This is a genomic window from Sinorhizobium glycinis (assembly GCF_001651865.1).
In the GTDB taxonomy this organism is placed as follows: domain Bacteria; phylum Pseudomonadota; class Alphaproteobacteria; order Rhizobiales; family Rhizobiaceae; genus Sinorhizobium; species Sinorhizobium glycinis.
In genome coordinates this window covers 1,125,172-1,149,227 of the sequence record NZ_LPUX01000053.1, presented here as the reverse complement: position 1 = coordinate 1,149,227, position 24,056 = coordinate 1,125,172, and the positions used below count along the sequence as shown (strand labels likewise).

General features: G+C 63.5%; 25 protein-coding genes. 11 read left to right on the top strand and 14 right to left on the bottom strand.

Features of this window, described 5'->3' with window-relative positions; all coding sequences use genetic code 11:
* Positions 1-54: 54 nt before the first annotated feature.
* The 5 genes from AU381_RS10190 to ubiE form a co-directional block, all read right to left on the bottom strand.
* Positions 55-591, bottom strand: coding sequence for a YbhB/YbcL family Raf kinase inhibitor-like protein (locus AU381_RS10190; protein ID WP_064241588.1), 537 nt, complete (start codon positions 589-591; stop codon positions 55-57).
* Between the two features lie 140 nt (positions 592-731).
* Positions 732-1,586 carry a helix-turn-helix transcriptional regulator gene (locus tag AU381_RS10185; RefSeq protein ID WP_064241587.1) on the bottom strand — a complete coding sequence of 285 codons (855 nt, stop codon included), beginning with the start codon at positions 1,584-1,586 and terminating at the stop codon, positions 732-734.
* Between the two features lie 118 nt (positions 1,587-1,704).
* On the bottom strand, positions 1,705-2,208 hold the full coding sequence (locus AU381_RS10180; RefSeq protein WP_064241586.1) for a GNAT family N-acetyltransferase: 504 nt from the start codon (positions 2,206-2,208) through the stop codon (positions 1,705-1,707).
* A 344-nt stretch (positions 2,209-2,552) separates the two neighbouring features.
* The gene (gene ubiB / locus AU381_RS10175; RefSeq protein ID WP_064241585.1) at positions 2,553-4,127 is read right to left on the bottom strand and encodes a 2-polyprenylphenol 6-hydroxylase; all 1,575 of its coding nucleotides are present in this window, start codon (positions 4,125-4,127) and stop codon (positions 2,553-2,555) included.
* A gap of 4 nt (positions 4,128-4,131) precedes the next feature.
* Positions 4,132-4,908 (bottom strand): bifunctional demethylmenaquinone methyltransferase/2-methoxy-6-polyprenyl-1,4-benzoquinol methylase UbiE, encoded by a 777-nt coding sequence (gene ubiE / locus AU381_RS10170; RefSeq protein ID WP_064241584.1) that lies wholly within the window; start codon positions 4,906-4,908, stop codon positions 4,132-4,134.
* 181 nt (positions 4,909-5,089) lie between these two features.
* On the opposite strand from ubiE, the gene mutM reads away from it, so the two are divergent.
* The 8 genes from mutM to AU381_RS28400 all read left to right on the top strand — a co-directional run bounded on the left by mutM (position 5,090) and on the right by AU381_RS28400 (position 12,971).
* On the top strand, positions 5,090-5,980 hold the full coding sequence (gene mutM, locus AU381_RS10165; protein WP_064241583.1) for a bifunctional DNA-formamidopyrimidine glycosylase/DNA-(apurinic or apyrimidinic site) lyase: 891 nt from the start codon (positions 5,090-5,092) through the stop codon (positions 5,978-5,980).
* A gap of 73 nt (positions 5,981-6,053) precedes the next feature.
* Positions 6,054-6,827, top strand: coding sequence for an enoyl-CoA hydratase (locus AU381_RS10160; protein WP_064241582.1), 774 nt, complete (start codon positions 6,054-6,056; stop codon positions 6,825-6,827).
* Between the two features lie 190 nt (positions 6,828-7,017).
* Positions 7,018-7,284 carry a 30S ribosomal protein S20 gene (rpsT, locus tag AU381_RS10155; protein WP_064241581.1) on the top strand — a complete coding sequence of 89 codons (267 nt, stop codon included), beginning with the start codon at positions 7,018-7,020 and terminating at the stop codon, positions 7,282-7,284.
* A gap of 1,008 nt (positions 7,285-8,292) precedes the next feature.
* A complete protein-coding gene (gene dnaA / locus AU381_RS10150; RefSeq protein WP_064241899.1) occupies positions 8,293-9,735 on the top strand; it encodes a chromosomal replication initiator protein DnaA in 1,443 nt (480 codons plus the stop codon).
* Positions 9,736-9,900: 165 nt separating this feature from the next.
* Positions 9,901-10,275, top strand: a complete 375-nt coding sequence (locus AU381_RS10145; protein WP_064241580.1) for a YciI family protein — start codon at positions 9,901-9,903, stop codon at positions 10,273-10,275.
* Entirely contained in the window at positions 10,272-11,546 is a 1,275-nt protein-coding gene (locus AU381_RS10140) for an RNA polymerase sigma factor (RefSeq protein WP_064241579.1), read from the top strand. The genes AU381_RS10145 and AU381_RS10140 overlap by 4 nt, the downstream gene beginning before the upstream one ends.
* Before the next feature lie 74 nt (positions 11,547-11,620).
* Positions 11,621-12,097, top strand: a complete 477-nt coding sequence (locus tag AU381_RS10135; RefSeq protein ID WP_064241578.1) for an SRPBCC family protein — start codon at positions 11,621-11,623, stop codon at positions 12,095-12,097.
* Positions 12,098-12,110: 13 nt separating this feature from the next.
* The gene (locus AU381_RS28400; RefSeq protein ID WP_082909759.1) at positions 12,111-12,971 is read left to right on the top strand and encodes a nuclear transport factor 2 family protein; all 861 of its coding nucleotides are present in this window, start codon (positions 12,111-12,113) and stop codon (positions 12,969-12,971) included.
* 177 nt (positions 12,972-13,148) lie between these two features.
* Here the strand turns inward: AU381_RS28400 and hemW are convergent, their stop codons facing one another.
* From hemW to rph, 4 genes are all read right to left on the bottom strand, one after another.
* Positions 13,149-14,333: a radical SAM family heme chaperone HemW gene (gene hemW, locus AU381_RS10125; RefSeq protein WP_064241577.1), complete on the bottom strand. Its 1,185-nt coding sequence runs from the start codon at positions 14,331-14,333 to the stop codon at positions 13,149-13,151.
* A 6-nt stretch (positions 14,334-14,339) separates the two neighbouring features.
* A complete protein-coding gene (gene rdgB / locus AU381_RS10120) occupies positions 14,340-14,984 on the bottom strand; it encodes an RdgB/HAM1 family non-canonical purine NTP pyrophosphatase (protein WP_064241576.1) in 645 nt (214 codons plus the stop codon).
* A gap of 35 nt (positions 14,985-15,019) precedes the next feature.
* Positions 15,020-15,451, bottom strand: coding sequence for a VOC family protein (locus AU381_RS10115; RefSeq protein WP_082909757.1), 432 nt, complete (start codon positions 15,449-15,451; stop codon positions 15,020-15,022).
* 143 nt (positions 15,452-15,594) lie between these two features.
* The gene (gene rph / locus AU381_RS10110; RefSeq protein WP_064241574.1) at positions 15,595-16,314 is read right to left on the bottom strand and encodes a ribonuclease PH; all 720 of its coding nucleotides are present in this window, start codon (positions 16,312-16,314) and stop codon (positions 15,595-15,597) included.
* A 157-nt stretch (positions 16,315-16,471) separates the two neighbouring features.
* Between rph and hrcA the strand changes: the two genes are divergently transcribed.
* The 3 genes from hrcA to AU381_RS10095 all read left to right on the top strand — a co-directional run bounded on the left by hrcA (position 16,472) and on the right by AU381_RS10095 (position 18,711).
* On the top strand, positions 16,472-17,551 hold the full coding sequence (gene hrcA / locus AU381_RS10105; protein WP_064241573.1) for a heat-inducible transcriptional repressor HrcA: 1,080 nt from the start codon (positions 16,472-16,474) through the stop codon (positions 17,549-17,551).
* Positions 17,552-17,708: 157 nt separating this feature from the next.
* Positions 17,709-18,338, top strand: coding sequence for a nucleotide exchange factor GrpE (gene grpE / locus AU381_RS10100; protein WP_064241572.1), 630 nt, complete (start codon positions 17,709-17,711; stop codon positions 18,336-18,338).
* Positions 18,339-18,360: 22 nt separating this feature from the next.
* Positions 18,361-18,711, top strand: a complete 351-nt coding sequence (locus AU381_RS10095) for an immunity protein Imm33 domain-containing protein (RefSeq protein WP_244520036.1) — start codon at positions 18,361-18,363, stop codon at positions 18,709-18,711.
* Here AU381_RS10095 and AU381_RS10090 read toward each other — a convergent pair.
* The 5 genes from AU381_RS10090 to rpoN all read right to left on the bottom strand — a co-directional run bounded on the left by AU381_RS10090 (position 18,708) and on the right by rpoN (position 23,927).
* A complete protein-coding gene (locus AU381_RS10090; protein ID WP_064241570.1) occupies positions 18,708-19,943 on the bottom strand; it encodes a D-arabinono-1,4-lactone oxidase in 1,236 nt (411 codons plus the stop codon). The two genes, AU381_RS10095 and AU381_RS10090, sit on opposite strands and share 4 nt — an antisense overlap.
* Positions 19,944-19,955: 12 nt before the next feature.
* Positions 19,956-20,723: an SDR family NAD(P)-dependent oxidoreductase gene (locus AU381_RS10085; RefSeq protein ID WP_064241897.1), complete on the bottom strand. Its 768-nt coding sequence runs from the start codon at positions 20,721-20,723 to the stop codon at positions 19,956-19,958.
* Positions 20,724-20,963: 240 nt separating this feature from the next.
* Positions 20,964-21,428 (bottom strand): PTS IIA-like nitrogen regulatory protein PtsN, encoded by a 465-nt coding sequence (ptsN, locus tag AU381_RS10080; RefSeq protein WP_064241569.1) that lies wholly within the window; start codon positions 21,426-21,428, stop codon positions 20,964-20,966.
* Positions 21,429-21,601: 173 nt separating this feature from the next.
* The gene (gene hpf / locus AU381_RS10075; RefSeq protein WP_064241568.1) at positions 21,602-22,174 is read right to left on the bottom strand and encodes a ribosome hibernation-promoting factor, HPF/YfiA family; all 573 of its coding nucleotides are present in this window, start codon (positions 22,172-22,174) and stop codon (positions 21,602-21,604) included.
* A gap of 190 nt (positions 22,175-22,364) precedes the next feature.
* Positions 22,365-23,927, bottom strand: a complete 1,563-nt coding sequence (gene rpoN / locus AU381_RS10070) for an RNA polymerase factor sigma-54 (RefSeq protein WP_064241567.1) — start codon at positions 23,925-23,927, stop codon at positions 22,365-22,367.
* Positions 23,928-24,056: the final 129 nt, after the last annotated feature.

The window sequence follows — 24,056 nt, the reverse complement described above, 5'->3', positions numbered from 1 at the left end:
GCGGCGCAAAATCCGCCGCAGGGTGCAAAGAGCGTTGCTAACGCTGGCGCCGTATCAGCGCTCGTAGGTGACCTCGATCGTCGCGTGGTCCAGCGCATTGGCCCGGGCAAAGAAACCAACCATGGCACCCGGCGCGTCCTTGTCGAGGGGGAGCTTGTCGAGAGACAGCGCGTAGACCGTGAACTGGTAGCGGTGCGGTCCATGGCCTTCCGGCGGGCATGCGCCACCGTAGCCGGACGCACCGAAGTCGGTGCGGCCCTCGATCGCGCCCGCGGGGAGCTTTCCGCTTGCGCCGGTCGCAATCTCGGTGGCATCGGCGGGAAGGTTGAAGACGGTCCAGTGCCACCAGCCGGACCCGGTCGGGGCATCGGGATCGTAGGCCATGATGGCGAAGCTCTTGGTGCCCGATGGCGCGCCCGACCATTTCAATTGCGGCGAGATGTTTTTGCCGCTGCAGCCGAAGCCGTTGAAGACCTGGGCGTCGGCCATGGGCTTTCCGGCCGCCAGGTCGTTCGAGGTCAGTTTCATTTCGGCGTGCGCGGCGGTGGCGCCGAGGAAGCTCAGGGCGAGGAGTGTCGTGATGAAGCGCATGGGTCTTTCCTGCAGTTGCTGGAGCAATTCCAGGAAAAGTGTGCAACGGTTTTCCGTCCGGAATTGCGTAGTTTCAAAGGGTTAGGTCATCTCAGTGTTTCAGTGAAACAATGAGATGATCTGACAAAGCAACCGTATCCTCAGGCGAACACGCTGTCTCTCCCGATATGCTCAACTTCTGTCCCGATCCGCTCAAATATGCCGAGATCTCCCCGCACCTCGCGCGGATTGATGCCGAACCTGTCTTTGAATCGGGCCGAGAACTGGGAGGGCGAGTCGTAGCCCACCTCCTGGGCAACGTGGGCGATCGGCAGGGCGGTCGTTTGCAGGAGCGCCAGCGCCCGCGTCATCCGCGTATCGCTCAATGTTTCCGTGAAGCTGGTGTTTTCCGCCGCCAGCTTGCGCCGAAGCGTGGCCTCGCTCATGTGGAAACTGCGCGCGGCGTGCCCCAAGGTCCAGTTGCGGGCCGGGTCCGCGTCGATCATCTGGCGCAGCCGATGCTGCAAAAGGGGACTTGCCTGGTTGCCCAAAACGGCTCCGCTCAAGGCGAACCAGGTGATGAGTTCCATCAAGCGAACCGTCGCGACGGGGAGGGGGAGTTTTGCGAAGCTTTCCGAGGAACAGCAGAAATCAAACAGCGCCGCGGCCTCGGCCGGCAGGTCCATAGCCTTGACGGCGAGGGCCGTTCGGGGAGGCGTGATGAAGGCCAGGCGGGCGTAGGTTTCCTCGAACAAGGGACGTGGTACAGGCAGCACACGCGCTTCGTAGCTGAGCGGTGCCCTGGGAATGTTCTCCATCGTCATGGGTTGATGATCTGGCAGCAGGCCATATTCGCCGGCCGCGAGGTGCAAATGCGTGTCGCGCATAACCACGACCTTGTTTCCGGAACGCACATGAATGAGCACCGGCGTGGTATTCGTCAGCCGATGAAAGCACGTCCTTCCGCCTTGTCGGATGACGGCGCCGGCCGGAACTGGAGGGGTTTCCTGCGTCATGTGTCCTGGTCTCCCCGTTGGTGAATGATGACAGTTTCGACGATTGCCCGAAAGACGCCGGGACTGCAAATCGGCTCCGACCTTCCTCATCGGAGGAGGCCAGGATACCTCTTTCCGATCACGTCCGCAGGCGCGCCATCGTGAAGACGTCGGCGTAGGCTCCGTCCCGGAACGCATAGGATTTCAGGACTCCTTCGGTTACGAAGCCCCCATTGCGGTAGAGAGCGATCGCCGCCTCGTTGTCGGTGAAAACCGTCAGTTCGATGCGGGAGATGCCGAGCCACCTGTCCGCCGCCTCCATCAACGCCTCGAGCAGGGCTTTTCCGATGCCGCGCCGGCGGTAGTCATCATGGACCGACATGCCGAGATCGGCCGCGTGCTGCCGCCGCCCCTTGTGGCGGTGCAATCCGGCGAGCCCGACGATCCGCTCCTCCAGTTCGGCGACGATGACCAGGTCGTTTTCCGTCAGGCTTTCGAGCCAGCGGCGCGTCTGCTCCGGGGGCGCAAAAGGCAGGCGCAGCGTTCCGCTGCGTACGCCCGGCAGATCCCTCAAGGCGGCAAGAGCTTCCCAGTCGGCAACGGAAGCGGCGCGGATATGGAGTGCGGGCGAATCAGCGATCATTGTTTCCTCTCTCTTCTCGCCGAGGAAACAGAGCCGGACCCTGCTCGCCTCGGCAGGGTTGGCATGAAGACGGCTCGCTTAGCGCAACAGGTCTCCCGCCCACCCTGAGGTCTGCGTGGTCACCATCATCACGAGCGAAAAACGATAGTCCATGGGCGAATGCTACTTCAGGATGGTGGAATCAGGAAGGGGTTTTTGGTGAACCGCGTTCGCATTCGCCCCTCATCCGGCCTGCCGGCCACCTTCTCCCCGCAAGCGGGGCGAAGGAGACTCGCGGCGCCAACCGCGTTCCCTCTCCCCGTTCTTACGGGGAGAGGGCTAGGGTGAGGGGCTATTACAGCCAATCACGCAAGCTGCCAGGCGATATAGATAAGCACGGCCGCAATCACCCAAAGCGCCACGCGTCCGGACCGCGTATGCCGCGCTTCCGCCTTGCCGATCGCCTCGGCCGTCTCGGGATCGAAGCGCAGGCCGTTTTCGGCCATCGCCATGATTTCCGCGGAAAATCGTTCGGTGCGCGCGGCGATTTCCGGAGCGGCTTCGGCAACCCGGAGCGCTGCATGCAGCCCGTCACGCAGATCCGAAACGATCCGTTTCGGCCCGAGATTGTCGCGGATCCACTTGCCGACCACCGGTTCCGACGCCTTCCACATGTTGAAGCGCGGGTTGAGCGTGCGGGCCACACCCTCGACGACGACCATGGTCTTCTGCAGCATGACGAGCTCGGGACGCGTCTGCATGTCGAAGAGCTCGGTCACCTCGAAGAGCAGCGTCAGGAGCTTGGCCATCGAGATAGTTTCGGCCGGCTGGCCGTGGATCGGTTCGCCGATGGCGCGGATCGCCTGGGCAAAGCTCGCGGCGTCGTGATGCGAAGGCACGTAGCCCGCCTCGAAATGCACGTCGGCGACCCGCTGGTAGTCGCGCGTGATGAAGCCGTAGAGGATCTCGGCGAGGAAGCGGCGTTCCTTCTTGCCGAGCCGGCCGACGATCCCCATGTCGACGGCAACGATGTGCCCTGCCCCGTCGACGAACAGGTTGCCCTGGTGCATATCGGCGTGGAAGAAGCCGTCGCGCAGCGTGTGGCGCAGGAAGGACTGGATCAGCGCTTCGGCGAGCGTGTTCAGGTCGTGGCCGGCAGCCCGAAGGCCTTCGATGTCCGACATCTTCACGCCGTCGATCCATTCCATCGTCACGACGTCGCGGCCGGTGCGTTCCCAGTCGACCTTTGGGACGCGAAAACCGGAATCTTCCCTGGTGTTCTCGCCGAGTTCGGAAAGTGCAGCCGCCTCGAGCCTCAGGTCCATTTCGACCTTGGTCGTCTGTTCGAGCGTCTTCGTCACCTCGACCGGCCTCAACCGGCGGGTATAGGGCAGGAACCGCTCCTGCATGCGCGAAACCAGGTACATCGCCTCGATGTCGGCGGCGAAGCGCTGGCGCACGCCCGGGCGGATGACCTTGACGGCCACCCTTTCGCGCCTGCCGTCGCGCAGGATCACGGCCGGATGGACCTGGGCGATCGACGCGGCGGCCATCGCTTCGGAAAACTCGACGAAGAGCGCATCGACGGAGCGGCCGAGCGAGCCTTCGATCGCGGCGCGGGCCTCGCTCTCGGGAAAGGTCGCCATCCGGTCCTGCAGGAGAGACAGGTCGGCGGCCAGTTCCGCGCCGACCACATCCGGGCGTGTCGCGAGAAACTGGCCGATCTTGACATAGGAGGGGCCAAGCCGTTCGACAGCCCGGGCGAGCCGGCCGCTGCGCACCTCGAATCGGGCCTTTCGGCGGGCAAGCAAGCCGGCGAGCCGCTGCACGAAACGCGCCAGCGGAGGAAGGTGTTCGGACGGGACCGCTGCGAAGGCGTCCTCCCGTGCCAGCACCCAGCCGATCCGCACGAGACGGAAATATGCTCCAGGCGTGCTCATGCGGTCAGATTTTCCACCCGGAATGCAAGGCCGCGATGCCGCCCGTATAGTTGGTGAAGGAGACGCGGCCAAAGCCGGCAGTGCGGATCATCGTGGCGAAATCGCGCTGGTTCGGGAACTTGCGGATCGATTCGACCAGATACTGGTAGGGCGCATCGTCGCCGGTGATGAGCTTGCCGAACTTCGGTATCGCGTTGAAGGACCAGGCGTCGTAGACGCGGTCCAGGAGCGGCATCTCGACCTCGGAGAACTCGAGCACCAGCAACCGCCCGCCGCGCTTCAGGACGCGGTAGGCCTCCTCGAGCGCCACTTCGATGCGCGGCACGTTGCGAATGCCGAAGGCGATCGTATAGGCATCGAAGGAGTTCGCCGCGAAAGGCAGGTCCTCGGCATTCGCCTCGACGAATTCGAGATTGCCGAGAAGCCCCTTCCTCCTGGCGCGCTCGGCGCCGACGGCAAGCATCGATCCGTTGATGTCAAGCACGGTCGCGTGCGCTCGGCGGTCGGAGGCCTCGACGATGCGGAAGGCGATGTCGCCGGTGCCGCCTGCAACGTCAAGCACCCGGTAGTCCTCACGGCGCGGCGGGTTGAGCGCCGCGATCATCGCATCCTTCCAGACGCGGTGAAGACCGGCCGACATGACGTCGTTCATGATGTCGTAGCGTTGGGCGACCTTGTGGAAGACGTCGTTGACGAGCGGCTGCTTTTCGCCCGTGCCGACTTCGCGGAAACCGAAGGAGGTCTCCATCCCGCCATCGGCCGATACGCGCTCATCCGTCATCCGAAAACTCCACTTCAACGAATTTTGCCGGCACCATAGCGAAATCATCCCGCCCGCGCTATCTCAGCCGCGGGATGTCGCTGCGACATAGCGCGTCCTATAGGATATCCATCATGCCATGGGAATGGCGCGCTCGCGATGCGGGCGGATGGCATGAATAAAGAATGAAGGAAGACGGCCGATGCCGGAATTGCCTGAGGTCGAGACGGTCAAACGCGGATTGGCGCCGACGATGGAGGGGGCGCTGCTGGTGCGCGCCGAATTGCGCCGGCCGGACCTCCGCTTTCCCTTTCCCGACAATTTCGCCGCCGCCGTCTCGGGCCGCCGCATTCTCGCGCTCTCCCGTCGCGCCAAATATCTGATGATCGACCTCGAGGGCGGCGACGTGATCGTCGCGCATCTCGGCATGTCCGGGTCGTTCCGCATCGCAGCCGGCGCGGAGCCGGCGGCGCCCGGCGAATTCCATCATCCGCGCGGCAAGGACGAAAAGCACGACCATGTGGTCTTCCATCTCCACGGAGCGTCCGGCCAGACGCGCGTCATTTACAACGATCCGCGGCGCTTCGGCTTCATGGATCTGGCGCGGCGCGACTCGATTGCCGAGCACGCCTTCTTCCGCGACCTTGGCGAGGAGCCGACGGGCAACGCCCTCGACGCCGCTTATCTCGCCGCCCGGTTCAACGGAAAGTCGCAGCCGCTGAAGACGGCGCTCCTCGACCAGAGGACGATCGCCGGACTCGGTAATATCTATGTGTGCGAGGCGCTGTGGCGATCGGGTCTTTCGCCGAACAGGGCCGCCGGAACGCTGATCGACAAGCGCGCTCGTCCGAAACGAGCCTTGTTCTCGCTTGTGGAGGCGATCCGGGCGGTGATTGCCGACGCGATCGCGGCAGGCGGTTCGTCGCTCAAGGACCATATCCAGGCGGATGGCAGCCTCGGCTATTTCCAGCACGCCTTCTCCGTCTATGACCGGGAGGGCGAGGCTTGCCGTAAGCCGGGCTGCGGCGGTACGGTCGCCCGCATGGTTCAGGCGGGGCGTTCGACCTTCCATTGCCCGCGCTGCCAGAAATAGGGGCAGGGGGCATGTGCGGCTTCCGCCCGCGTGCCGCTTGCCGGAATCGAGATCGAAGGTGGAGGAGACGACAATGAACTACGAGACGCTGCTGGTCGAGACGCGCGGGCGGGTCGGCCTGATCACCCTCAATCGGCCGCAGGCGCTGAACGCGCTGAATTCGACGCTGATGCGCGAGCTTGATGCGGCGCTGAAAGCCTTCGATGCGGACAAGGGGGTCGGCGCGATCGTCATTACCGGCTCGGAAAAGGCATTCGCGGCCGGAGCCGACATCAAGGAAATGCAGTCGCTCGATTTCGTCGACAGCTACCTCGGCGACTTTCTCGGCGGTTGGGAGCACGTCGCCGGCGCCCGCAAGCCGATGATTGCGGCGGTTTCCGGCTTTGCGCTTGGCGGCGGCTGCGAACTCGCCATGATGTGCGACTTCATCATCGCATCGGAGACGGCCAAATTCGGCCAACCGGAAATCACCCTCGGCGTCATCCCCGGAATGGGCGGGTCGCAACGCCTGACGCGGGCCGTCGGCAAGGCGAAGGCGATGGATCTGATCCTCACCGGCCGCATGATGGACGCGGCAGAGGCGGAGCGGGCCGGCCTCGTGGCCCGCGTCGTCACGCCCGACAGATTGATGGAAGAGGCGCTCGCCGCCGCCGAGAAGATCGCCTCCTTCGCGCTTACGGCGGTAGTGATGGCCAAGGAAGCGGTCAACCGCTCGCTGGAAGTGACGCTTGCCGAGGGGCTGCGTTTCGAACGGCGGCTGTTCCAGGCGCTTTTCGCCACCGAGGACCAGAAGGAGGGGATGGCCGCCTTCGTGGCGAAGCGCAAGGCGGAATTCAAGCACAGGTGAATCCGGAAGGCGCGGGATTTCGCAAAATGCGCGTTGACGCGCAGGCGCTTTCCCGCTATACGCCGCCCTCAGTTTGAAACGCCATCTCGCATGGCTTTCCGATACTGCTCCCGAATTGCTTGGATGACAGGTCGCAGTGACCCGGCACGGCGAAGGCGGAGTTCATGTCAGTTTTCGAAGAGAGGCATCAATGGCCAATACAACTTCGGCGAAAAAGGCGACCCGCAAGATCGCACGCCGTACCGCAGTGAACAAGGCTCGTCGTTCGCGCGTCCGCACCTTCGTCCGCCAGGTTGAAGAGGCGATCGCTTCCGGCGATCAGGCAGCCGCCGCCGCCGCCCTGAAGGCAGCACAGCCTGAGCTGATGCGTGCCGCCACCAAGGGCGTGCTGCATGCCAATACGGCATCGCGCAAAGTGTCCCGCCTGGCGCAGCGCGTGAAGGCCCTTTCGGCCTAACCCGGCTAAATAATAAGCAAATGATGAAAAGCCCGGCGCGTGCGCCGGGCTTTTCGGATTCATAATTCTGCCATCGTCATGGTTAACCTGCCCGGACGGCGATCATGTCATTGGCGTGACACAAATGATTGAGTAATTTCAACGGTTTGTAAGAGGTTCTCGCCGGGATTGCGTCGCTGCGCGTCGGGATATTCGGCGCGAAGTGAGTCAAGAGATTTTTTATTTTTTTTCTTTTTCGCCAGCTAAACATGCTGGCAAAAATCAAAACCCTTGATTCAAAAGCGATTCTTGCGGGACTCGAAATAGCGCATGCAAAACGCGGCCCGAGAGTCAACCGGCAGCGCTTAAGGAGCGGTAAAAATCGCCATTGATCTTGGCGACCGATCCTGCCTAAATGACTTCCACAGGGGACACGGACTACATCTGTATCAAGGAGGTTTTGGGGTCATTTCAAGGGGATGGCTTCGGGCTTTCTGTTTCCTGTGGCGGGGTAACACCACGTCGCTCAATCAGACAAGTCGAGATGGTTAAGCCGGACGAGCCTTCGTCACGGTACGAGGACATTTCGCCTTTTGATTGTGGTGCGTATGTGCCCACCGGTTCTGTGTTGGTGTGCGTTCTAGAAGGAAGGAGGCCTCGGCTGCCCGCTTCGTACGAGGGTGCGGTGTAGTCACATTGGGTTAGGTCCGGATGGCTTGAAAACAGCCACACGGAATCGCTAGGACTAGGCGCGAGGGGACATTCGCTTGAACGAGGCGAGCGGATGAGCGCAGCGCGCAGCGAGGCGGGATATGAGGAGCCTGGTTTCGCTGCGACAGGGCGCCCGTCGGGGGCGGCATGGCTTTGAAGGCAGCCGTGGCCGATGGGCATAAGAGATGAGGCCGGCAGGGATGACGGCATCGGAAAATGATATTGGAAGGCGGCAACATGCAGATGAATTTGGCGACGGCGTCTGAAGGTTTTCAGGCCGGAAGCAATCAGTCTCAGGCGGCGGGGGAAAAACACGACATGCGGCATGACGCACTTTTCGATCGGGTAAGTGCGCGTCTAAAAGCCCAGGTCGGTCCGGATGTCTTCGCCAGCTGGTTCGGGCGTCTCAAGCTCCATTCGGTATCGAAAAGCGTCGTGCGCCTGTCGGTGCCCACGACGTTTCTGAAGTCCTGGATCAACAACCGCTATCTCGATCTGATAACCAATCTTTTCCAGCAGGAAGACGGTGAGATCCTGAAGGTGGAGATTCTCGTCCGTACCGCGACCCGTGGCCAGCGCCCGGCGGTGCATGAAGAGGCAGTGCCTGCTGCAGCCGAAACGGCTCCGGCTGCCCCGGTCCGCCGCGCAGCCGCACCACAGCCCGTTGCCGCTGCCGCTGCCACGGTCGCAGCCGCCGCAAAGCCGGCACAGGCGCCGCTGTTCGGCTCGCCGCTCGACCAGCGCTACAATTTCGAGAGCTTCGTCGAGGGCTCGTCCAACCGCGTGGCGCTTGCCGCCGCGCGCACGATTGCGGAGGCCGGCGCCGGTGCCGTGCGCTTCAATCCGCTGTTCATCCATTCCAGTGTAGGTCTCGGCAAGACGCATCTCCTGCAGGCGATCGCGCTCGCTGCCCTGCAAAGCGCCCGGGCGCCGCGTGTCGTCTACCTGACGGCGGAATATTTCATGTGGCGTTTCGCCACCGCCATCCGTGACAACGACGCGCTGTCGTTGAAGGAATCGCTGCGCAACATCGATCTTCTCGTCATCGACGACATGCAGTTCCTGCAGGGCAAGTCGATCCAGCATGAATTCTGCCATCTCCTGAACATGCTGCTCGACTCGGCCAAGCAGGTGGTCGTGGCGGCGGACCGGGCCCCCTGGGAGCTGGAATCGCTTGACAGCCGCGTTCGCTCGCGCCTGCAGGGCGGCGTGGCGATCGAGATGGAGGGGCCTGACTACGATATGCGCCTCGAAATGCTGAAGCGCCGCCTCGAAGCGGCCCGCCAGGACGACGGGTCGCTCGACATTCCGCAGGATATCCTGAGCCATGTGGCGCGCAACGTCACCGCCAGCGGCCGCGAGCTGGAAGGGGCCTTCAACCAGCTCCTTTTCCGCCGCTCCTTCGAGCCGCAGCTGTCGATCGAGCGCGTCGACGAACTCCTCGGCCATCTCGTCAATGCCGGTGAGCCGCGCCGCGTCCGCATCGAGGACATCCAGCGCATCGTCGCCAAGCACTACAATGTCTCGCGCCAGGAACTGGTCTCGAACCGCCGCACGCGCGTCATCGTCAAGCCGCGGCAGATCGCCATGTATCTGTCGAAGACGCTGACGCCGCGGTCCTTTCCGGAAATCGGCCGCCGCTTCGGCGGTCGCGACCACACGACCGTGCTGCACGCGGTGCGCAAGATCGAGGAACTGATCGCCGGCGACACGAAGCTCAGCCACGAGATTGAATTGCTGAAGCGATTGATCAATGAATAGGAATAGGTAAGCCCGTACTTACGAAAGGCCCGGCTTCGCCGGGCTTTTCTCGTTGGTCAGCACCGAGGGTGCGCTTGGGCCTCGCGTGCCCCGGTATTTTTTTCGCCTCGCTTGTCGGCTATCTCTTTCGTCATTCGTCCTTTTGATTGAAGCGGGAGAGGTCTCATGCTTTACGCGGTGCTTTGCTACAATTCGGAAGACGTCACCAGCGCCTGGACCAAGGAGCAGGATGACAAGGTCATGCGTGATCTGACCTCCGTCCAGCGCAAATATGTCGAGGCCGGCAAGCTCGGCCCCGTGGCGCGGCTCCTGCCGACTACCGCCGCCACGACATTGCGCCACAGGCCCGGCGAGACCGTCGTCATCGACGGCCCCTTTGCCGAAACCAAGGAGCAACTGCTCGGTTTTTATCTGATCGATTGCACATCGCTCGACGAGGCGCTCGAATTTGCCCGTGAGCTGAGTGGCGCCAACCCGGCTGCCGGCTCCTACGAGATCCGCCCCCTTTCCCTCTATAAGCCAGGTGAGCTTGCCCCATGACCGACACGGCCTGGATCGACCTTGCCCTGGTTTCGGCGCGGCCGCGGGCTATGGGCGCTCTGCTGCGCTATTTCCGCAATCTCGATCTCGCGGAGGAAGCGTTCCAGGAGGCTTGCATCCGGGCCTTGAAGACCTGGCCGACAAACGGGCCGCCGCGCGACCCGACCGCCTGGCTGATCCTCGTCGGCCGCAACAGCGGTATCGACCGGGTGCGGCGGCAGTCGCGCGAGACGGCGCTGCCGCCGGAAGAGCTGCTCTCCGACGTCGAGGACCGGGAAAGCGAGCTTGCCGACCGCCTGGACGGGGCGCACTACCGCGACGATATACTGAGGCTGCTCTTCGTCTGCAGCAATCCGGTCCTGCCGGCGACCCAGCAGATCGCCCTGGCGCTCCGGATCGTGTCCGGTCTTTCCGTCAAGCAGATCGCCCGTGCCTTCCTCGTCGGCGAGGCGGCGATGGAACAGCGCATCACCCGCGCCAAGGCCCGGGTCGCGGCGGCCGGCATCCCGTTCGAAACGCCGGATGCGACTGATCGTGCCGAGCGGCTGGCGGCTGTCGCGACGATGATCTACCTCGTCTTCAACGAGGGCTATTCGGCGATGAACGGGCCGGATGGGGTCTCCGCCGATCTCTGCGACGAGGCGATCCGGCTGTCCCGGCTGCTCTTGCGGCTGTTTCCGGCCGAGCCGGAGATAATGGGGCTGACGGCGCTTCTGCTCCTCCAGCATTCTCGCGCCAGAGCCCGCTTCGACGCCCATGGCGCCATTGTCCTGCTCGAAGACCAGGACCGGCAGCTGTGGAGCCGGCCGATGATCGCCGAGGCGCTGGCGATGATCGACAAGGCGATGCGCCACCGTCGCCCCGGTCCCTACCAGATCCAGGCCGCGGTTGCGGCGTTGCATGCGCGCGCCGAACGGCCGGAACAGACGGATTGGGAGGAGATCGACCTGCTATACCGGGCGCTCGAGCGCCTGCAGCCGTCGCCGGTCGTAACCCTCAACCGGGCGGTGGCCGTCTCGAAGCGCGAGGGGCCGGAGGCCGCACTTGCGCTGGTCGAGCCGCTGGCCGACAGGCTCTCCGGTTATTTCTATTTTCACGGCCTGCGCGGCGGCCTGCTCAAGCAGATGGGCCGGGTGCGCGAGGCGCGCGTCGCCTTCGACCGGGCGATCGCGCTCGCCACCAATGCGTCGGAGGCGGCCTATATCCGCAAGCAGCTCGATCACCTTGCGGGTGATGTAGACGCTTCGGGGTTCGTCCAACGACAACGATAAAAAGTTATGGGCTGCTGTCGGAATCCGATCTCCCCGGTCGTCCTAGGTTCGAACCTGCCAAGAAGGAATTGCACATGACCGCAGCAACCGACCCCGCCAACGACCGCGAACTGGTTCTGATCCGCCTGATCGATGCACCGCCCGAAAAGGTCTATCGCGCCTTCACGGATCCTGAGCTGCTGAAGCAATGGTTCGCGCCCATGCCGTGGACGATCACCGAAGCGGAGCTCGATGTCAGGCCCGGGGGTACGAACCGTTTTGTCATGCGCTCGCCGGAGGGCGAGCTCTATCCCAATCAGGGCGTTTATCTGGAGGTCGTGCCAAACGAGAAGATCGTTGTCACGGATGCCTATACGGAAGCCTGGAAGCCGTCCGAGAAGCCGTTCATGACGGCCATTCTCACCTTCGAGGACGAGGGCGGCAAGACCCGCTACACGGCCCGTGCCCGTCACTGGAGCGTTGCTGATCGCGAGGCGCATGAGAAGATGGGCTTTCACGAAGGCTGGGGCCAATGCGCCGACCAGCTCGCGGCACTCGTCGCAAAATTCTGAGAGGAGGGTAATCATGTCCACCGCCGAGAGGAGCGCAAACGCCGCGGAGATTCGGGCGGCGATCGAAGACTGGGCTGAGGCCATGCGGGAAAAGGATACGGGCCGCGTCCTTTCCCACGGCGCGGAGGATTGCCTCGTATTTTCGCTGGCGCCGCCGCTGAAGGCCTCGGACACCGGCGCCGAGGGGCTTGAGCAGTGGTTTGCGACCTGGAAGGGTGCGCTCGGCTACCGGTTTCAGGACCTCGACATTTCATCCGGCGATGACGTCGCCTTCGCCACGGCGCTGGCGCATCTCTCCGGCGAAAAGCAGGACGGGGCGAAGGTATCGCTCTGGTACCGGCAGACGTTCGGCCTGACGCGCACCGACAAAGGATGGAAGATCGCTCACCTTCATGAGTCCGTCCCCTTCTATATGGACGGGAGCTTCAAGGCGGCGATCGATCTCGACCCCGCCTCGCAGGTAGACTGGAACGCGCCCTCGCATCCGCCGATGGCCGGCGTCATCGCCTACCTCAACGTCGAGGACGCGGACGCAACCGCCAAATTCTATGCCCGCGCCTTTGGTGCCAAGGAGGAGGACCGCAAATATGCCGAGGACGGCAAGCGCCTCATCCATTGCCACCTGACGATCAACGGCGGTGCGCTGATGCTGAACGATCCCTTCCCGGAGTTCGGCTTTCCCTGGAAGCCGCCGGAGGGTTTCGTCCTGCATCTCATCGTCGACGACGCCCATTCCTGGTGGGAGCGGGCGGTGGCGGCGGGGGCGGAGGTGACGATGCCGCTGGAGATCGCCTTCTGGGGCGATTATTACGGCCAGTTGCGCGACCCGTTCGGCATCACCTGGGGAATTGTGTCGCCGGTGAAGAAGGGTTGAGCGCTCGGCCCCTCATCCGCCTGCCGGCACCTTCTCCCCGCAAGCGGGGCGAAGGGGTATGCCGCGCCCTGCAGTCCCCTCTCCCCGCTTGCGGGGAGAGGGCTAAGTCCTCGGGTTAAACCCGAGGAGAGGGGCAATCGCCTCAAAGCGCGCTGGCTCGGTACTGCTCCAATTCCTTCAGCAAGCCAAATCGGCCACCACCGCGTCAAGGATCAGCATGCCGGCCGGCGTGCAGCGCAGGCGTGAATTGCCGAGCCGTTCGATGAAGCCGTGCTCGATCAGGAACTGTTCGCGCTCGGGATCCGGATCGCGGCCGGAGAGCGTCTGCCAGCGGGCGAGGTCGACGCCTTCCCGGAGCCTCAAGCCCATCAGCAGCAATTCGTCGGCTTGGGCTTCGAGATCGAGCGATTCCCGTTCGGTGATGCCGTCGCCATGCTCCTCGACGAGGCGCAGCCATGCCTCCGGGTTGCGTTCCGTTGCGGTCGCGATCTTGCCAGGGCCGACGGTCAGCCGCCCGTGGGCGCCGGGGCCGATGCCCGCATAGTCGCCATAGCGCCAATAGGTGAGGTTGTGCCGACTTTCGGCCCCCGGGCGAGCGTGGTTGGAAACCTCGTAGGCCGGCATGCCGATCGCCGCGGTGATCTCCTGCGTCGCCTCGTAGAGCACGGCCGATTGCTCCCCGTCCGGCACGATCAGCTTGCCTGCCTTGTGCAGACCGAAGAAGGGCGTCCCTTCCTCGATGGTGAGCTGGTAGAGCGAGAGGTGGTCGACGGCATAGGAGACCGCTTGCTTCAGCTCGCGCTCCCATTCCGCGACCGTCTGGTTCGGGCGAGCATAGATCAGATCGAAGGACATGCGCGGGAAGATCTCGCGGGCCAGCCGCACCGCCTTCAGCGCATCCTCGACATTGTGCAGCCGGCCGAGGAACTTGAGGTCGCGGTCGTTCAGGGCCTGGACGCCGAGCGAGACGCGGTTGACGCCGGCCGCCCGGTAACCGTGGAAGCGCGTCGCCTCGACGCTCGAGGGATTGGCCTCCATGGTGATCTCGATGCCATCCGGCACATGCCAGTGCCGCGCGATGCCGTCGAGGATCGCAGCGACCGTCGCCGGCTCCATCAGCGACGGCGTGCCGCCGCCCATGAAGATGCTGGTGACGGTTCTGGGGCCGGACAGTGCCCGCGCCGCCGCGATTTCCTCAAGGAAGGCGGCGACGAAGCGCGGCTGGTCCACCGGCTGGTGGCGGACATGGCTGTTGAAGTCGCAATAGGGGCATTTGGCCGCGCAGAACGGCCAATGGACATAGACCCCGAAGCCGGGGTCCATGCCGTCACCGATCGTCGAGAGCGTGGCCGTCTGGATCATTGCTTCTCAGGCGCCGAGACAGGTCTCGGCAAAGAGCTTGAAGGCGCGGGCGCGATGCGAAAGTGCGTCTGCGTCGCCCGGCTTCCAGCCGTGCTTCTCTTCGGCGCTCATTTCTCCGAATGTGGTGTCGTAGCCTTTGGGCTGGAAGACCGGATCGTAACCGAAGCCGCTCGTTCCGCGCGGCGGCCAGACGACCCGGCCCTCGACTTCGCCGCGAAACAGTTCGACATGCCCGTCCGGCCAGGCAAGGCAGAGCACCGAGACGAAGCGGGCCGTCCGTTCTTCCGGTTTCGACGCGCCTTTCTCCCTGAGTTCGTTCTCGACCTTTTCCATCGCCATGGCGAAGTCGCGGCTGCCGTCCTCGCGTTCCGCCCAATTGGCGGTGTAGACGCCGGGGGCGCCGCCGAGCGCGTCGACGGCAAGGCCGGAATCGTCCGAGAGCGCCGGCAGGCCGGAGGCCCTGGCCGAGGCGAGCGCCTTGATCGTCGCGTTCTCCTCGAAAGTCGTGCCGGTTTCCTCCGGCTCGACGAAATTGAGGTCGGCCGCCGACTTTGCCTCGAAGCCGAGCGGTCCGATGAGATCGCGGATTTCGCGGATCTTGCCGGCATTGTGGCTCGCGACCACGAGCGTCTTGTCAACGAGTTTGCGCATCTACTTCCGTTCCGTCCAAGCTTTGCAGCTGCGATTTAATCGATGGCCCACAGGCCGGGTTCCGCGCATTCGAGGCTATTTCCGGCCGGGTCCCGGAAGTAGAAGGAGCGGGCGCCGTTCGGCCAGCGGATATCCGCCTCGATCGCGACACCTGCTGCCTCCAGCTTCCCCTTCCAGGCGTCGAGCGCCTGGGCTCCGACGCGGAAGCACATGTGCCCCTTGCCTTGCGTGCCGTGCGGCGGCACAGGCAGCGCGCCTGCCGTGGGCGGCTTCACTGTTTCCGCCGCGTTGAAGATCAGGAGCACGCCGTCGCCGCAGCGGAAGAAGACGTGGCGGTTGGCGACGCGGGTGATCCGCGTGAGCCCGAGTAGGTTGCCGTAGAAAGCCTCGGCGGCGTCGAGATCCTCCGCATAGAGCGCGGTTTCGAGGATGCCTTCAAGAGCGGGTGTCAACGTCAATCCTCTCATCTTCACGTGAGCGCGAGGCGAGCGATCCGCCTCAAGCCCTAAGGCGCGTCGCGTTCAAACGGGTTGACGCGACGCGCTTTAGGTCTTTGTTTTTATGCATGTCGTTGTCCTAAAGCCGCTGCACACCTTTTGGGCGACATGCATTAGCCGGCGATCGCCTGCTTCTGCAACGCGACGAGCTCGGCAATGCCGTCCTTGGCGAGTTGCATCAGTGTTGCAAACTCTTCCTCGGAAAAGGGTTTTCCTTCCGCCGTTCCCTGGATCTCGACCAGGCCGCCGCTGCCCGTCATGACGAAATTGGCGTCGGTCTCGGCCGCCGAGTCTTCGAGATAATCGAGGTCCACCACCGCCTGGTTGGCGAAGATGCCGCAGGAAATGGCGGCGACATGGTCCTTGAGCACCCTCTCGACCTTCACCATGTTGCGCGCTTCCATCCACTTCAGACAGTCGTGCAACGCAACCCAGGCGCCGGTGATCGAGGCGGTGCGGGTGCCGCCATCGGCCTGGATCACGTCGCAGTCGATCGAAATCTGGCGCTCGCCGAGCGCCGGCAGATCGACCACGGCTCTGAGCGAGCGGCCGATCAGCCGCTGGATCTCCTGCGTGCGGCCGCTCTGCTTGCCGGCGGCCGCTTCGCGCCTCATCCGCTCGCCGGTCGCCCGAGGCAGCATGCCGTATTCGGCGGTGATCCAGCCCTTGCCGCCGTTGCGCAGCCAGGCGGGAACCTTCTCCTCGAGGCTCGCGGTGCAGAGCACATGCGTGTCGCCGAAGCGCACCAGGCAGGAGCCTTCCGCATGCTTGGAGAAATTGCGCTCGAAGGAAACCTTGCGCATTTGGTCGGTTTTTCTGCCGGACGGCCGCATCGTCAACTCCTATCTATCTGGTGAGCCTTCTAGATCATGGCGGGGGTAAAGGGAACCGGGTGATACCGGGGCAGGGGGGTGATTTTTCCCTTTTGCCATTGCCACCGCGGGTCTCTATATTCGGCGGGGACACGAACGGTTGTTTGCATGGAGTGAAATGGTACTGCGCAACCCTCAAAAGCAGGGGATCGCATCGACGCTGGACGAGCGCTCCGGCGAGATCTTCCGCCGCATCGTGGAGACCTATCTGGAAAGCGGCGAGCCGCTCGGCTCGCGTAACCTCTCGCGCCTTCTGCCGATGTCGCTGTCGCCCGCCTCGGTGCGCAACGTGATGAGCGATCTCGAGGATCTGGGGCTCATCTATTCGCCTCATGTCAGTGCAGGTCGGTTGCCGACCCAGAGCGGGCTGCGCTTCTTCGTCGACGCCTTCATGCAGGTCGGCAACCTCTCCGCCGAGGAGCGAGCCTCTATCGAGCGGCAAGTGCGCCCCGGCAATCGCGACCAGCCGGTCGAGAGCCTTCTCGCCGAGGCAAGCCAGATGCTTTCTGGCATGTCCCGCGGCGCCGGGCTGGTCATCACGACGAAGAGCGATCCGGTGCTGAAGCATGTCGAATTCATTCGGCTCGCGCCGACCAAGGCGCTCGCGGTCCTGGTCGGCGACCATGACCAGGTGGAAAACCGCATTATCGAGCTGCCGGCGGGCATCACCAGCGCACAGCTCACCGAAGCGGCGAACTTCGTCAATGCGCATCTTGCGGGCCAGACAATCCCGGAACTGCGTGCGCAATTGGAGAAGGTCAAGGAGACCGTGCGCGGCGAACTCGACGCGCTGTCGCAGGATCTGGTCGAGCGCGGGCTAGCGATCTGGTCGGGCAGCGAGGGCGACGAGAAGCCGGCCCGCCTCATCGTGCGCGGCCGTGCCAACCTGCTCGAGGGCCTGGAAGGAAGCGAGGACATCGAACGGCTGCGCATGCTGTTCGACGACCTTGAAAAGAAGGACAGCCTGATCGAGCTGCTCGATCTTGCCGAAAGCGGCCCGGGCGTGCGCATCTTCATCGGCTCGGAGAACAAGCTGTTTTCGCTGTCCGGATCGTCGCTGATCGTCGCCCCCTATCGAGACGGCGACGACCGGATCGTCGGCGCCGTCGGCGTTATCGGCCCCACGCGGCTGAACTATTCGCGGATCGTGCCCATGGTCGATTACACCGCCCAGCTCATGTCGCGGCTGTCGCGCTGAGCGATTCCTTTTCGATGATGGACCGATGGACCCTTGATTTTTCGGGCTCAAACCTCGATATCGGCTTCAAATCCAGGCAACAGAACGTTCAAGCAAAGCGACTTCCGCTGGTTTGATGATGCCGAACACACCAAAGACAAGACATTCGGAGAACGTCATGACCGACGAAACGAACAAGAACGGACCTGAGGCCGCGGCGCCGGAAGACACTGTAAAGGCAGCAGCCGGGCCGGAAGCGGCGGAAACAGCGCAAGCGGATGCTTCCGCCGCTGCGCCGGATCCGCTGGAGCTCGCCAAGGCGGAAAATGCGGAGCTGCGCGACAAATATCTTCGCCTCGCCGCCGAGATGGACAATCTGCGCCGCCGCACCGAGCGCGACGTGAAGGATGCAAAATCCTATTCCGTCGCCGGTTTCGCGCGCGACATGCTGGCCGTTTCCGACAATCTGCGCCGCGCGCTGGAAGCCATTCCGGCCGAGGCGAGGGAGTCCGGCGATGCCGGCCTCACCGCGCTGATCGAAGGCGTCGAAATGACCGAGCGCTCGATGCTGGCGGCGCTCGAGCGCCATGGCGTGAAGCAGCTGGACCCGACCGGCCAGAAGTTCGATCCGAACTTCCATCAGGCCATGTTCGAGGTTCCGAACCCCGAAGTTCCGAACAACACCGTCGTCCAGGTCGTGCAGGCCGGCTACACGATCGGCGAACGCGTCCTGCGCCCGGCCATGGTCGGCGTCGCCAAGGGCGGCCCGAAGGTCGCCGCCGCGGAAAGCGAGACGCCGGCCGCCTGACGGCAAAAGACGGGTTTTGGCCGTGACCGACGCAAACGAAAGCGCACAGAAAGAAATCTGTGAGAAGTATGGCGCGGCTTATTACCCTTCACCATCAGGGATGAAGGTGGGAATAGCTCTGAACGGACGGAATGGCACAACGCCCATCAACGGCTTGCGCCATCCGCCGGAGGGCGACACCACCGGCTGGTTTATATGGGCCGGTGACGAGCTATCTGATGATCCGGATTTCTTTAAGCCGCTGCATGTGCAGCATTTGCGTGCTTGGTGTCCACAGGTGCAGAAGTACCTTGCTTTGCCGCCCGGGTGGCGATTTCTGGTAGCAGGGGACTATGAGGATGTTTGGTACGACGAGTCGTTATTGAACATCTAAGCGAAAAGCTGCCGCAGATGGTCGTTGAGGAAACGGCCCTCCGGATCGACCTTTGCCCTTAGCGCCCGGAAGTCGTCGGAGCGCGGATAGAGTGCCGTCACGTCCTCGGCGCCGAGGAAGTGCAGCTTGCCCCAGTGCGGGCGCGAGCCGTATTGGCGGAGAATCGTGTCGACGTCCTTCAGATAGTCCCAGTAGTCCGTTCCGGGCTCGCCGGAGACGGAGAGGGTAATCGAGTCCTGCTGGTAGAACGGGCTGATCCAGCCGGAATCGCCCGCGGTGAAACGGTATTCGATCGGGTAGATGCAGGTCGGATGCTTTTCGAGCATCAGCTTGCGCACCGCCTTGACGGCCTCCTTGCCGTGGGCGACCGGCACCGCATATTCGAGCTCGTGGAAGTTCGGCACATATTCGATCGGGTAGATTTCCGAGGAATAGGCGATCCTTTCGAAAGCGCTCTCCATCGGTGGCCGGTCGGTGATGTCGATCACCTTCATTTCGCAGACGTCGGCCGTCTTCTCCGTCGTCGAGACGGACGAAGTATCGGGCAGGCAGTAGCAATGGCGGCTTTCCGGAACCGGGCACCAGAAGAAGCCGAAATGCCGGTGCCTGGCGGCGAGTTCGTCGTGCTGCTCCATGCATTCGTCGAAATCGCAGCGCCACAGCTTTTCGTGAAGCTTGTAGCTGTCCATCACCTGCAGCGTGATTTCGGAGATGACGCCGAGCATGCCGACGGAGACGCGTGAGGCCTCGAGCAGATCCGGGGTCGTCTCGTCGACGACGAGGATAGAGCCGTCGGTCTGGACGAGGCGCATGCCGACGATTTGCGACGCCATGTTGCCGAGCGCCGCGCCGGTGCCGTGGGTGCCGGTGGTCAGCGCGCCGGCCAGCGCCTGGCTGTCGATGTCGCCCTGGTTGATCAGCGACAGGCCGTTCGACTTCAGCGTCTTGCCGAGCTGGTTGATGGTCGTTCCGGCGCTCGCCGACACGCGTTTGCGCTCCTGGTCGACATTGGTGACGCCCTGCATGCCGGACAGCGTCAGATGCAGGCCGCTCGTCAGCGCCACCGGCGTGAAGGAATGGCCGGAGCCGGCGCAGCGGACGTTGAGACCGGCCGACGTCGCTTCCCGCACCATTTCGGCAAGGGCTGCTTCGCTCTCCGGGACGCCCCGGTGACGGACGATGCACGACTGGTTTCCGACCCAGTTGCGCCAATGACCACCCGCTTGCAGCATTCTCGCGTCTCCTTAGACCGCCGTGAAGCAATTGTCGACGAACAGGTGCGTGCCGTTGACGAAGCTCGACTCGTCGCTCGCCAGGAACAGCGCGGCGTTGGCCACCTCCATCGGATCGCACATCCGCCCCTGCTGGGCAGCGATCGCCGCGTCCGACACGTCGACCCCGTATTTGCTCAGGCCGACGAGCTCGCGCTTGCCGTGGTCGGTGGCGATGAAGCCCGGGCAGACGGCGTTGCAGCGAATACCCCGGTCGCGGAACTCGACGGCGATCGCCCGGGCGAACATGTGGCAGGCGCCCTTGGTCGTGTCGTAGAGCACTTCCATCGGCGTCGCCGCCACCGCCGAGATCGACGAGGTGCAGACGATGCTGCCGCCGCCGGCGCCGATCATGCCCGGCAGCACCGCCCTGGTCATCAGGAACATGCTCTTCACGTTCACCGCCATCAGCCGGTCCCACTCCGCCTCTTCCGTTTCGAGGAATGGGCCGACGGCGAGAATGCCTGCATGGTTGAAGAGGACGGTGATCGGGCCGAAGGCATCCTCGACGGCATGGACGGCGGCGCTCACCTCGGCCGAGACCGAGACGTCGGCGGCCGCGAACACGGCTTGCCCGCCCTCGGCGCGAATGGCGGCCGCAGCCTCCTCGCCCCTACTCTTCGGCAGGTCGACGATGCCGACCTTGGCGCCCTCGCGCGCGAAGAGCCGGGAAGCCGCCAGCCCGCAGCCGCCGGCGCCGCCGCTGATCAGCGCAACCTTGCCCGAAAGCCTGCCCGTCATGATGTCCTCCTCCCGCATCGCCGATCGGATGCCGTGTGGTGGATTATTGTTGACGACGGCGAGGCTGTCGATAGCCCCTCAGGATGGGCGGCAGCACTCTTTTGGAGATAGGCGAGGAGCGGCGGAACGTTTGAATTCCTTGATCATTCCGGATGCACGCAGCGCCATTGTAACGGAAACACGATCGCGCCGGTTTTCGGTCAGTTACAGGGATCCGAGTCGCGCCATTGCGGCCGCTTGTCACGCGGCGTGCGAAGTCGTGTCTTCGTTGAGGAGCATGTAGATGGCGCTAGCGGAATCGGTCGCCCGGATTCGCGTCACCATGTCATGGTCGCGAAGCACCCGCGCAATGCGCGACAGTGCCTTCAGATGATCGGCTCCGGCGCCTTCCGGCGCCAGCAGCAGGAAGACGAGGTCCACCGGCTGGTCATCCAGCGCCTCGAAATCGACGGGCGTATCGAGCCGCGCGAAGATGCCGACGAGCGAGGAAAGATTGCCGAGCTTTCCATGCGGGATGGCGATGCCGTTGCCGACGCCGGTCGAGCCGAGGCGCTCGCGTTGCAGGATGACGTCGAAAATCTCCCTTTCCGGCAGGCCGGTGAGTTTCGATGCTTTTGCCGCCAATTCCAGAAGGAGCTGCTTTTTCGAGTTGGCCTTCATGGCCGGGATGATCGCATTTTGATGCAGCAAGCCTGCCAATGCCATTCTTTTATCCTCGTTCGCCGGTCAGGGCCCGACAACTTGATCACAAATATGCCGCAATGGCTCTAACCATCTTCAGCCTGGCGGGTCCCATGCACAGAAAAATCGAACTTTCCCGGCGGCCCGCCGATCAGAACGGCGGGGAAGGCCGACGGCGCCGGCATTCCCCAATCCACTCATCCCTTGATATTGGCGGCGTCGATCCAGCCAATATTTCCATCGTTGCGCCGATAGACGATGTTCAGATCTTCCTTGCCTGGGGTGCGAAACATCAGCACCGGTTCGTCCGTCATGTCGAGCGCCATGACGGCGTTGGCAACGGACATCGTTCTCAATTGCTTCGTGCTTTCGGCAACGATGGTCGGTGCATAATCGTCGGGAACTTCCTCGTCCTCGAAAGGAACCGAGTCCATCACCCTATAGGCCACCTCGGCGGCATTCTGGCCGTTGCCGTTGTGATGGTCCTTGAGCTTGCGCTTGTAGCGCCGGAGCCGCTTCTCGATGCGGTCCGAGGCTGCGTCGAAGGCCGCCTGTGGCTCATTCGCCTGACCGTTCGCCTGCAAGACCACGCCCGTATCGAGATGAAGCTTGCAGTCGGCGCTGAAGCGTGAGCCGGATTTTTCCACAGTGACCTGGCTTGAATATCCTCCGTCGAAATATTTGGTTACGGCCTCGCGGACCTGCTCGCCGATGCGCGAGCGAAACGATTCGCCGATTTCCATATGTTTACCGGATACACGCACACTCATGGAGTTTCCTCTCTCGTTCGTGACTTGCGCATCCAGTCTATTCCAAGCGCCTTCGTCATCCAAGCATTTCAGCAAGGGTGCGGATGGGCCGCTTGAAGCCGCCGAAGGTGGAGTGATGGCCTCGGCAATTCGCGGCGGCCTCATATCGCCTGCGTCGTAAGGAGTCAATTGCAGCCCAAAAAAACCGCAATCAGAAGCCGGCTGCCTTTGCAAGGGCGCGCTTCTCGCGACGGCGCTGGACCGAGGAGGGGATGTTCATCGCTTCGCGATATTTGGCGACGGTGCGTCGCGCGATGTCGACGCCGGCCTGTTTTAGGACATCGACGATATCGTCGTCGGACAGCACGGCGTCGGCGCTTTCCTGGCTGATCATAGTGCGGATCCGGTGCCGGACGGATTCCGCCGAATGGGCGTCGCCGTTCTCCGCCGAGCCGATCGAGACGGTGAAGAAATACTTCAGTTCGAAAAGGCCGCGCGGGGTCAGCATGTACTTGTTCGAGGTGACGCGGCTCACCGTCGATTCATGCATCTTGATCGCGTCGGCGATGATCCTGAGGTTCAGCGGCCGCAGGTGGTCGACGCCGTGGACCAGGAAGGCATCCTGCTGCCGGACGATCTCGCTCGCGACCTTCATGATCGTCCTGGCGCGCTGGTCGAGACTGCGCGTCAGCCAGTTGGCGTTCTGCATGCATTCGGCGAGAAAGGCCTGCTCGGCACTGTTCTTCCGGCTATGGCGCGAGACCTCGGCAAAATAGTCGTGGTTGACGAGTACCCGCGGCAGCGCGTCGGGATTGAGCTCGACCAGCCAGCCGCCATCGGGCGCCGAACGGACGATGACGTCGGGTATGATCGCCTCGGTGACGCCGGTCTCGAAGCTTGTCCCCGGCTTCGGGTCGAGCTTGCGGATCTCGGCGAGCATGTCGACGAGATCCTCCTCGTCCACCCCGCAGATCTTCTTGAGGCTGGCGAAGTCGCGGCGGGCCAGAAGCTCGAGATTGGCGACAAGCGCCTCCATGGCCGGATCGAGGCGGTTGCGCAACCGAAGTTGAATGGCCAGGCATTCGCTGAGATTGCGCGCGAAGACGCCGGGCGGATCGAACTGCTGCAGCACGAGAAGGACGCGCGTCACATCCTCCGTCGTCGCGCCGAGCCTTGCCGCCGTCTCCGCGATCTCCGCATGCAGATAGCCCGCTTCATCGAGCTGATCGATGAGATGCTGCGCGATCAGACGGTCGCCGGGGGTGCCAAGCGCAAAGGGGACCTGCTCGATGAGCGTCTCGCGCAGCGTCTTCCGGTCGGCGACGAAATCGTCGAGATCATACCCCTCGCCATCGTCGCTGCCGCCCGCACCCGGCATCGATTTCCACTGGCCGAGCAGTTCCGGGGCATCGGCGCGCTGCGGCGCCGTGTCGTCCTGGAAGACGTTGGCGAAGTCGGCATCGAGTTCTTCACTGAGCCGCTCGCCGGAGCTTGACGTGGCGCTGTCGTAGAAATCGCCCTGGCCGGCGCCCTCTTCCGTCCCGCCGCCCGCCTCGGCGGTCAGGCTTGCCTCGTCGCGTTCGGACCGATCGGTGCCGATGCCCGCCTCCTCGGCGGATTGAAATTCAAGCAGCGGGTTCTTTTCGACTTCCTGGGCGATGAACTGGCCGAGCTCAAGATGCGTCATCTGAAGCAGCTGGATCGACTGCATCAGTTGCGGCGTCATGACCAGCGACTGTGACTGTCGCAAATGAAGGCTGGCGGACAAAGCCATGCAGACGCGAAACTCCCGTCAAATCTCCGGGCCAGTCTTGCGTGGACGGGCCTTTTCTTAGTTGGCCCAAAAATTGCTTATTACTAGGATTTGGTCAAGCGCCGAGGCGTTGTGGAGCGGCAATTCGCC

Coding starts and splice junctions, on each gene's coding strand:
- AU381_RS10145 (WP_064241580.1), top strand. CDS start 9,901: ATGCTTTACGCGGTGCTTTGCTACAATTCGGAAGACGTCACCAGCGCC.
- AU381_RS10185 (WP_064241587.1), bottom strand. CDS start 1,586: ATGACGCAGGAAACCCCTCCAGTTCCGGCCGGCGCCGTCATCCGACAA.
- dnaA (WP_064241899.1), top strand. CDS start 8,293: ATGCGGCATGACGCACTTTTCGATCGGGTAAGTGCGCGTCTAAAAGCC.
- hpf (WP_064241568.1), bottom strand. CDS start 22,174: ATGAGTGTGCGTGTATCCGGTAAACATATGGAAATCGGCGAATCGTTT.
- ubiB (WP_064241585.1), bottom strand. CDS start 4,127: ATGAGCACGCCTGGAGCATATTTCCGTCTCGTGCGGATCGGCTGGGTG.
- AU381_RS28400 (WP_082909759.1), top strand. CDS start 12,111: ATGTCCACCGCCGAGAGGAGCGCAAACGCCGCGGAGATTCGGGCGGCG.
- rdgB (WP_064241576.1), bottom strand. CDS start 14,984: ATGCGCAAACTCGTTGACAAGACGCTCGTGGTCGCGAGCCACAATGCC.
- mutM (WP_064241583.1), top strand. CDS start 5,090: ATGCCGGAATTGCCTGAGGTCGAGACGGTCAAACGCGGATTGGCGCCG.
- AU381_RS10135 (WP_064241578.1), top strand. CDS start 11,621: ATGACCGCAGCAACCGACCCCGCCAACGACCGCGAACTGGTTCTGATC.
- AU381_RS10115 (WP_082909757.1), bottom strand. CDS start 15,451: ATGAGAGGATTGACGTTGACACCCGCTCTTGAAGGCATCCTCGAAACC.
- ptsN (WP_064241569.1), bottom strand. CDS start 21,428: ATGGCATTGGCAGGCTTGCTGCATCAAAATGCGATCATCCCGGCCATG.
- grpE (WP_064241572.1), top strand. CDS start 17,709: ATGACCGACGAAACGAACAAGAACGGACCTGAGGCCGCGGCGCCGGAA.
- AU381_RS10140 (WP_064241579.1), top strand. CDS start 10,272: ATGACCGACACGGCCTGGATCGACCTTGCCCTGGTTTCGGCGCGGCCG.
- rpoN (WP_064241567.1), bottom strand. CDS start 23,927: ATGGCTTTGTCCGCCAGCCTTCATTTGCGACAGTCACAGTCGCTGGTC.
- ubiE (WP_064241584.1), bottom strand. CDS start 4,908: ATGACGGATGAGCGCGTATCGGCCGATGGCGGGATGGAGACCTCCTTC.
- rpsT (WP_064241581.1), top strand. CDS start 7,018: ATGGCCAATACAACTTCGGCGAAAAAGGCGACCCGCAAGATCGCACGC.
- hemW (WP_064241577.1), bottom strand. CDS start 14,333: ATGATCCAGACGGCCACGCTCTCGACGATCGGTGACGGCATGGACCCC.
- hrcA (WP_064241573.1), top strand. CDS start 16,472: ATGGTACTGCGCAACCCTCAAAAGCAGGGGATCGCATCGACGCTGGAC.
- rph (WP_064241574.1), bottom strand. CDS start 16,314: ATGCGGCCGTCCGGCAGAAAAACCGACCAAATGCGCAAGGTTTCCTTC.
- AU381_RS10085 (WP_064241897.1), bottom strand. CDS start 20,723: ATGACGGGCAGGCTTTCGGGCAAGGTTGCGCTGATCAGCGGCGGCGCC.
- AU381_RS10160 (WP_064241582.1), top strand. CDS start 6,054: ATGAACTACGAGACGCTGCTGGTCGAGACGCGCGGGCGGGTCGGCCTG.
- AU381_RS10090 (WP_064241570.1), bottom strand. CDS start 19,943: ATGCTGCAAGCGGGTGGTCATTGGCGCAACTGGGTCGGAAACCAGTCG.
- AU381_RS10180 (WP_064241586.1), bottom strand. CDS start 2,208: ATGATCGCTGATTCGCCCGCACTCCATATCCGCGCCGCTTCCGTTGCC.
- AU381_RS10190 (WP_064241588.1), bottom strand. CDS start 591: ATGCGCTTCATCACGACACTCCTCGCCCTGAGCTTCCTCGGCGCCACC.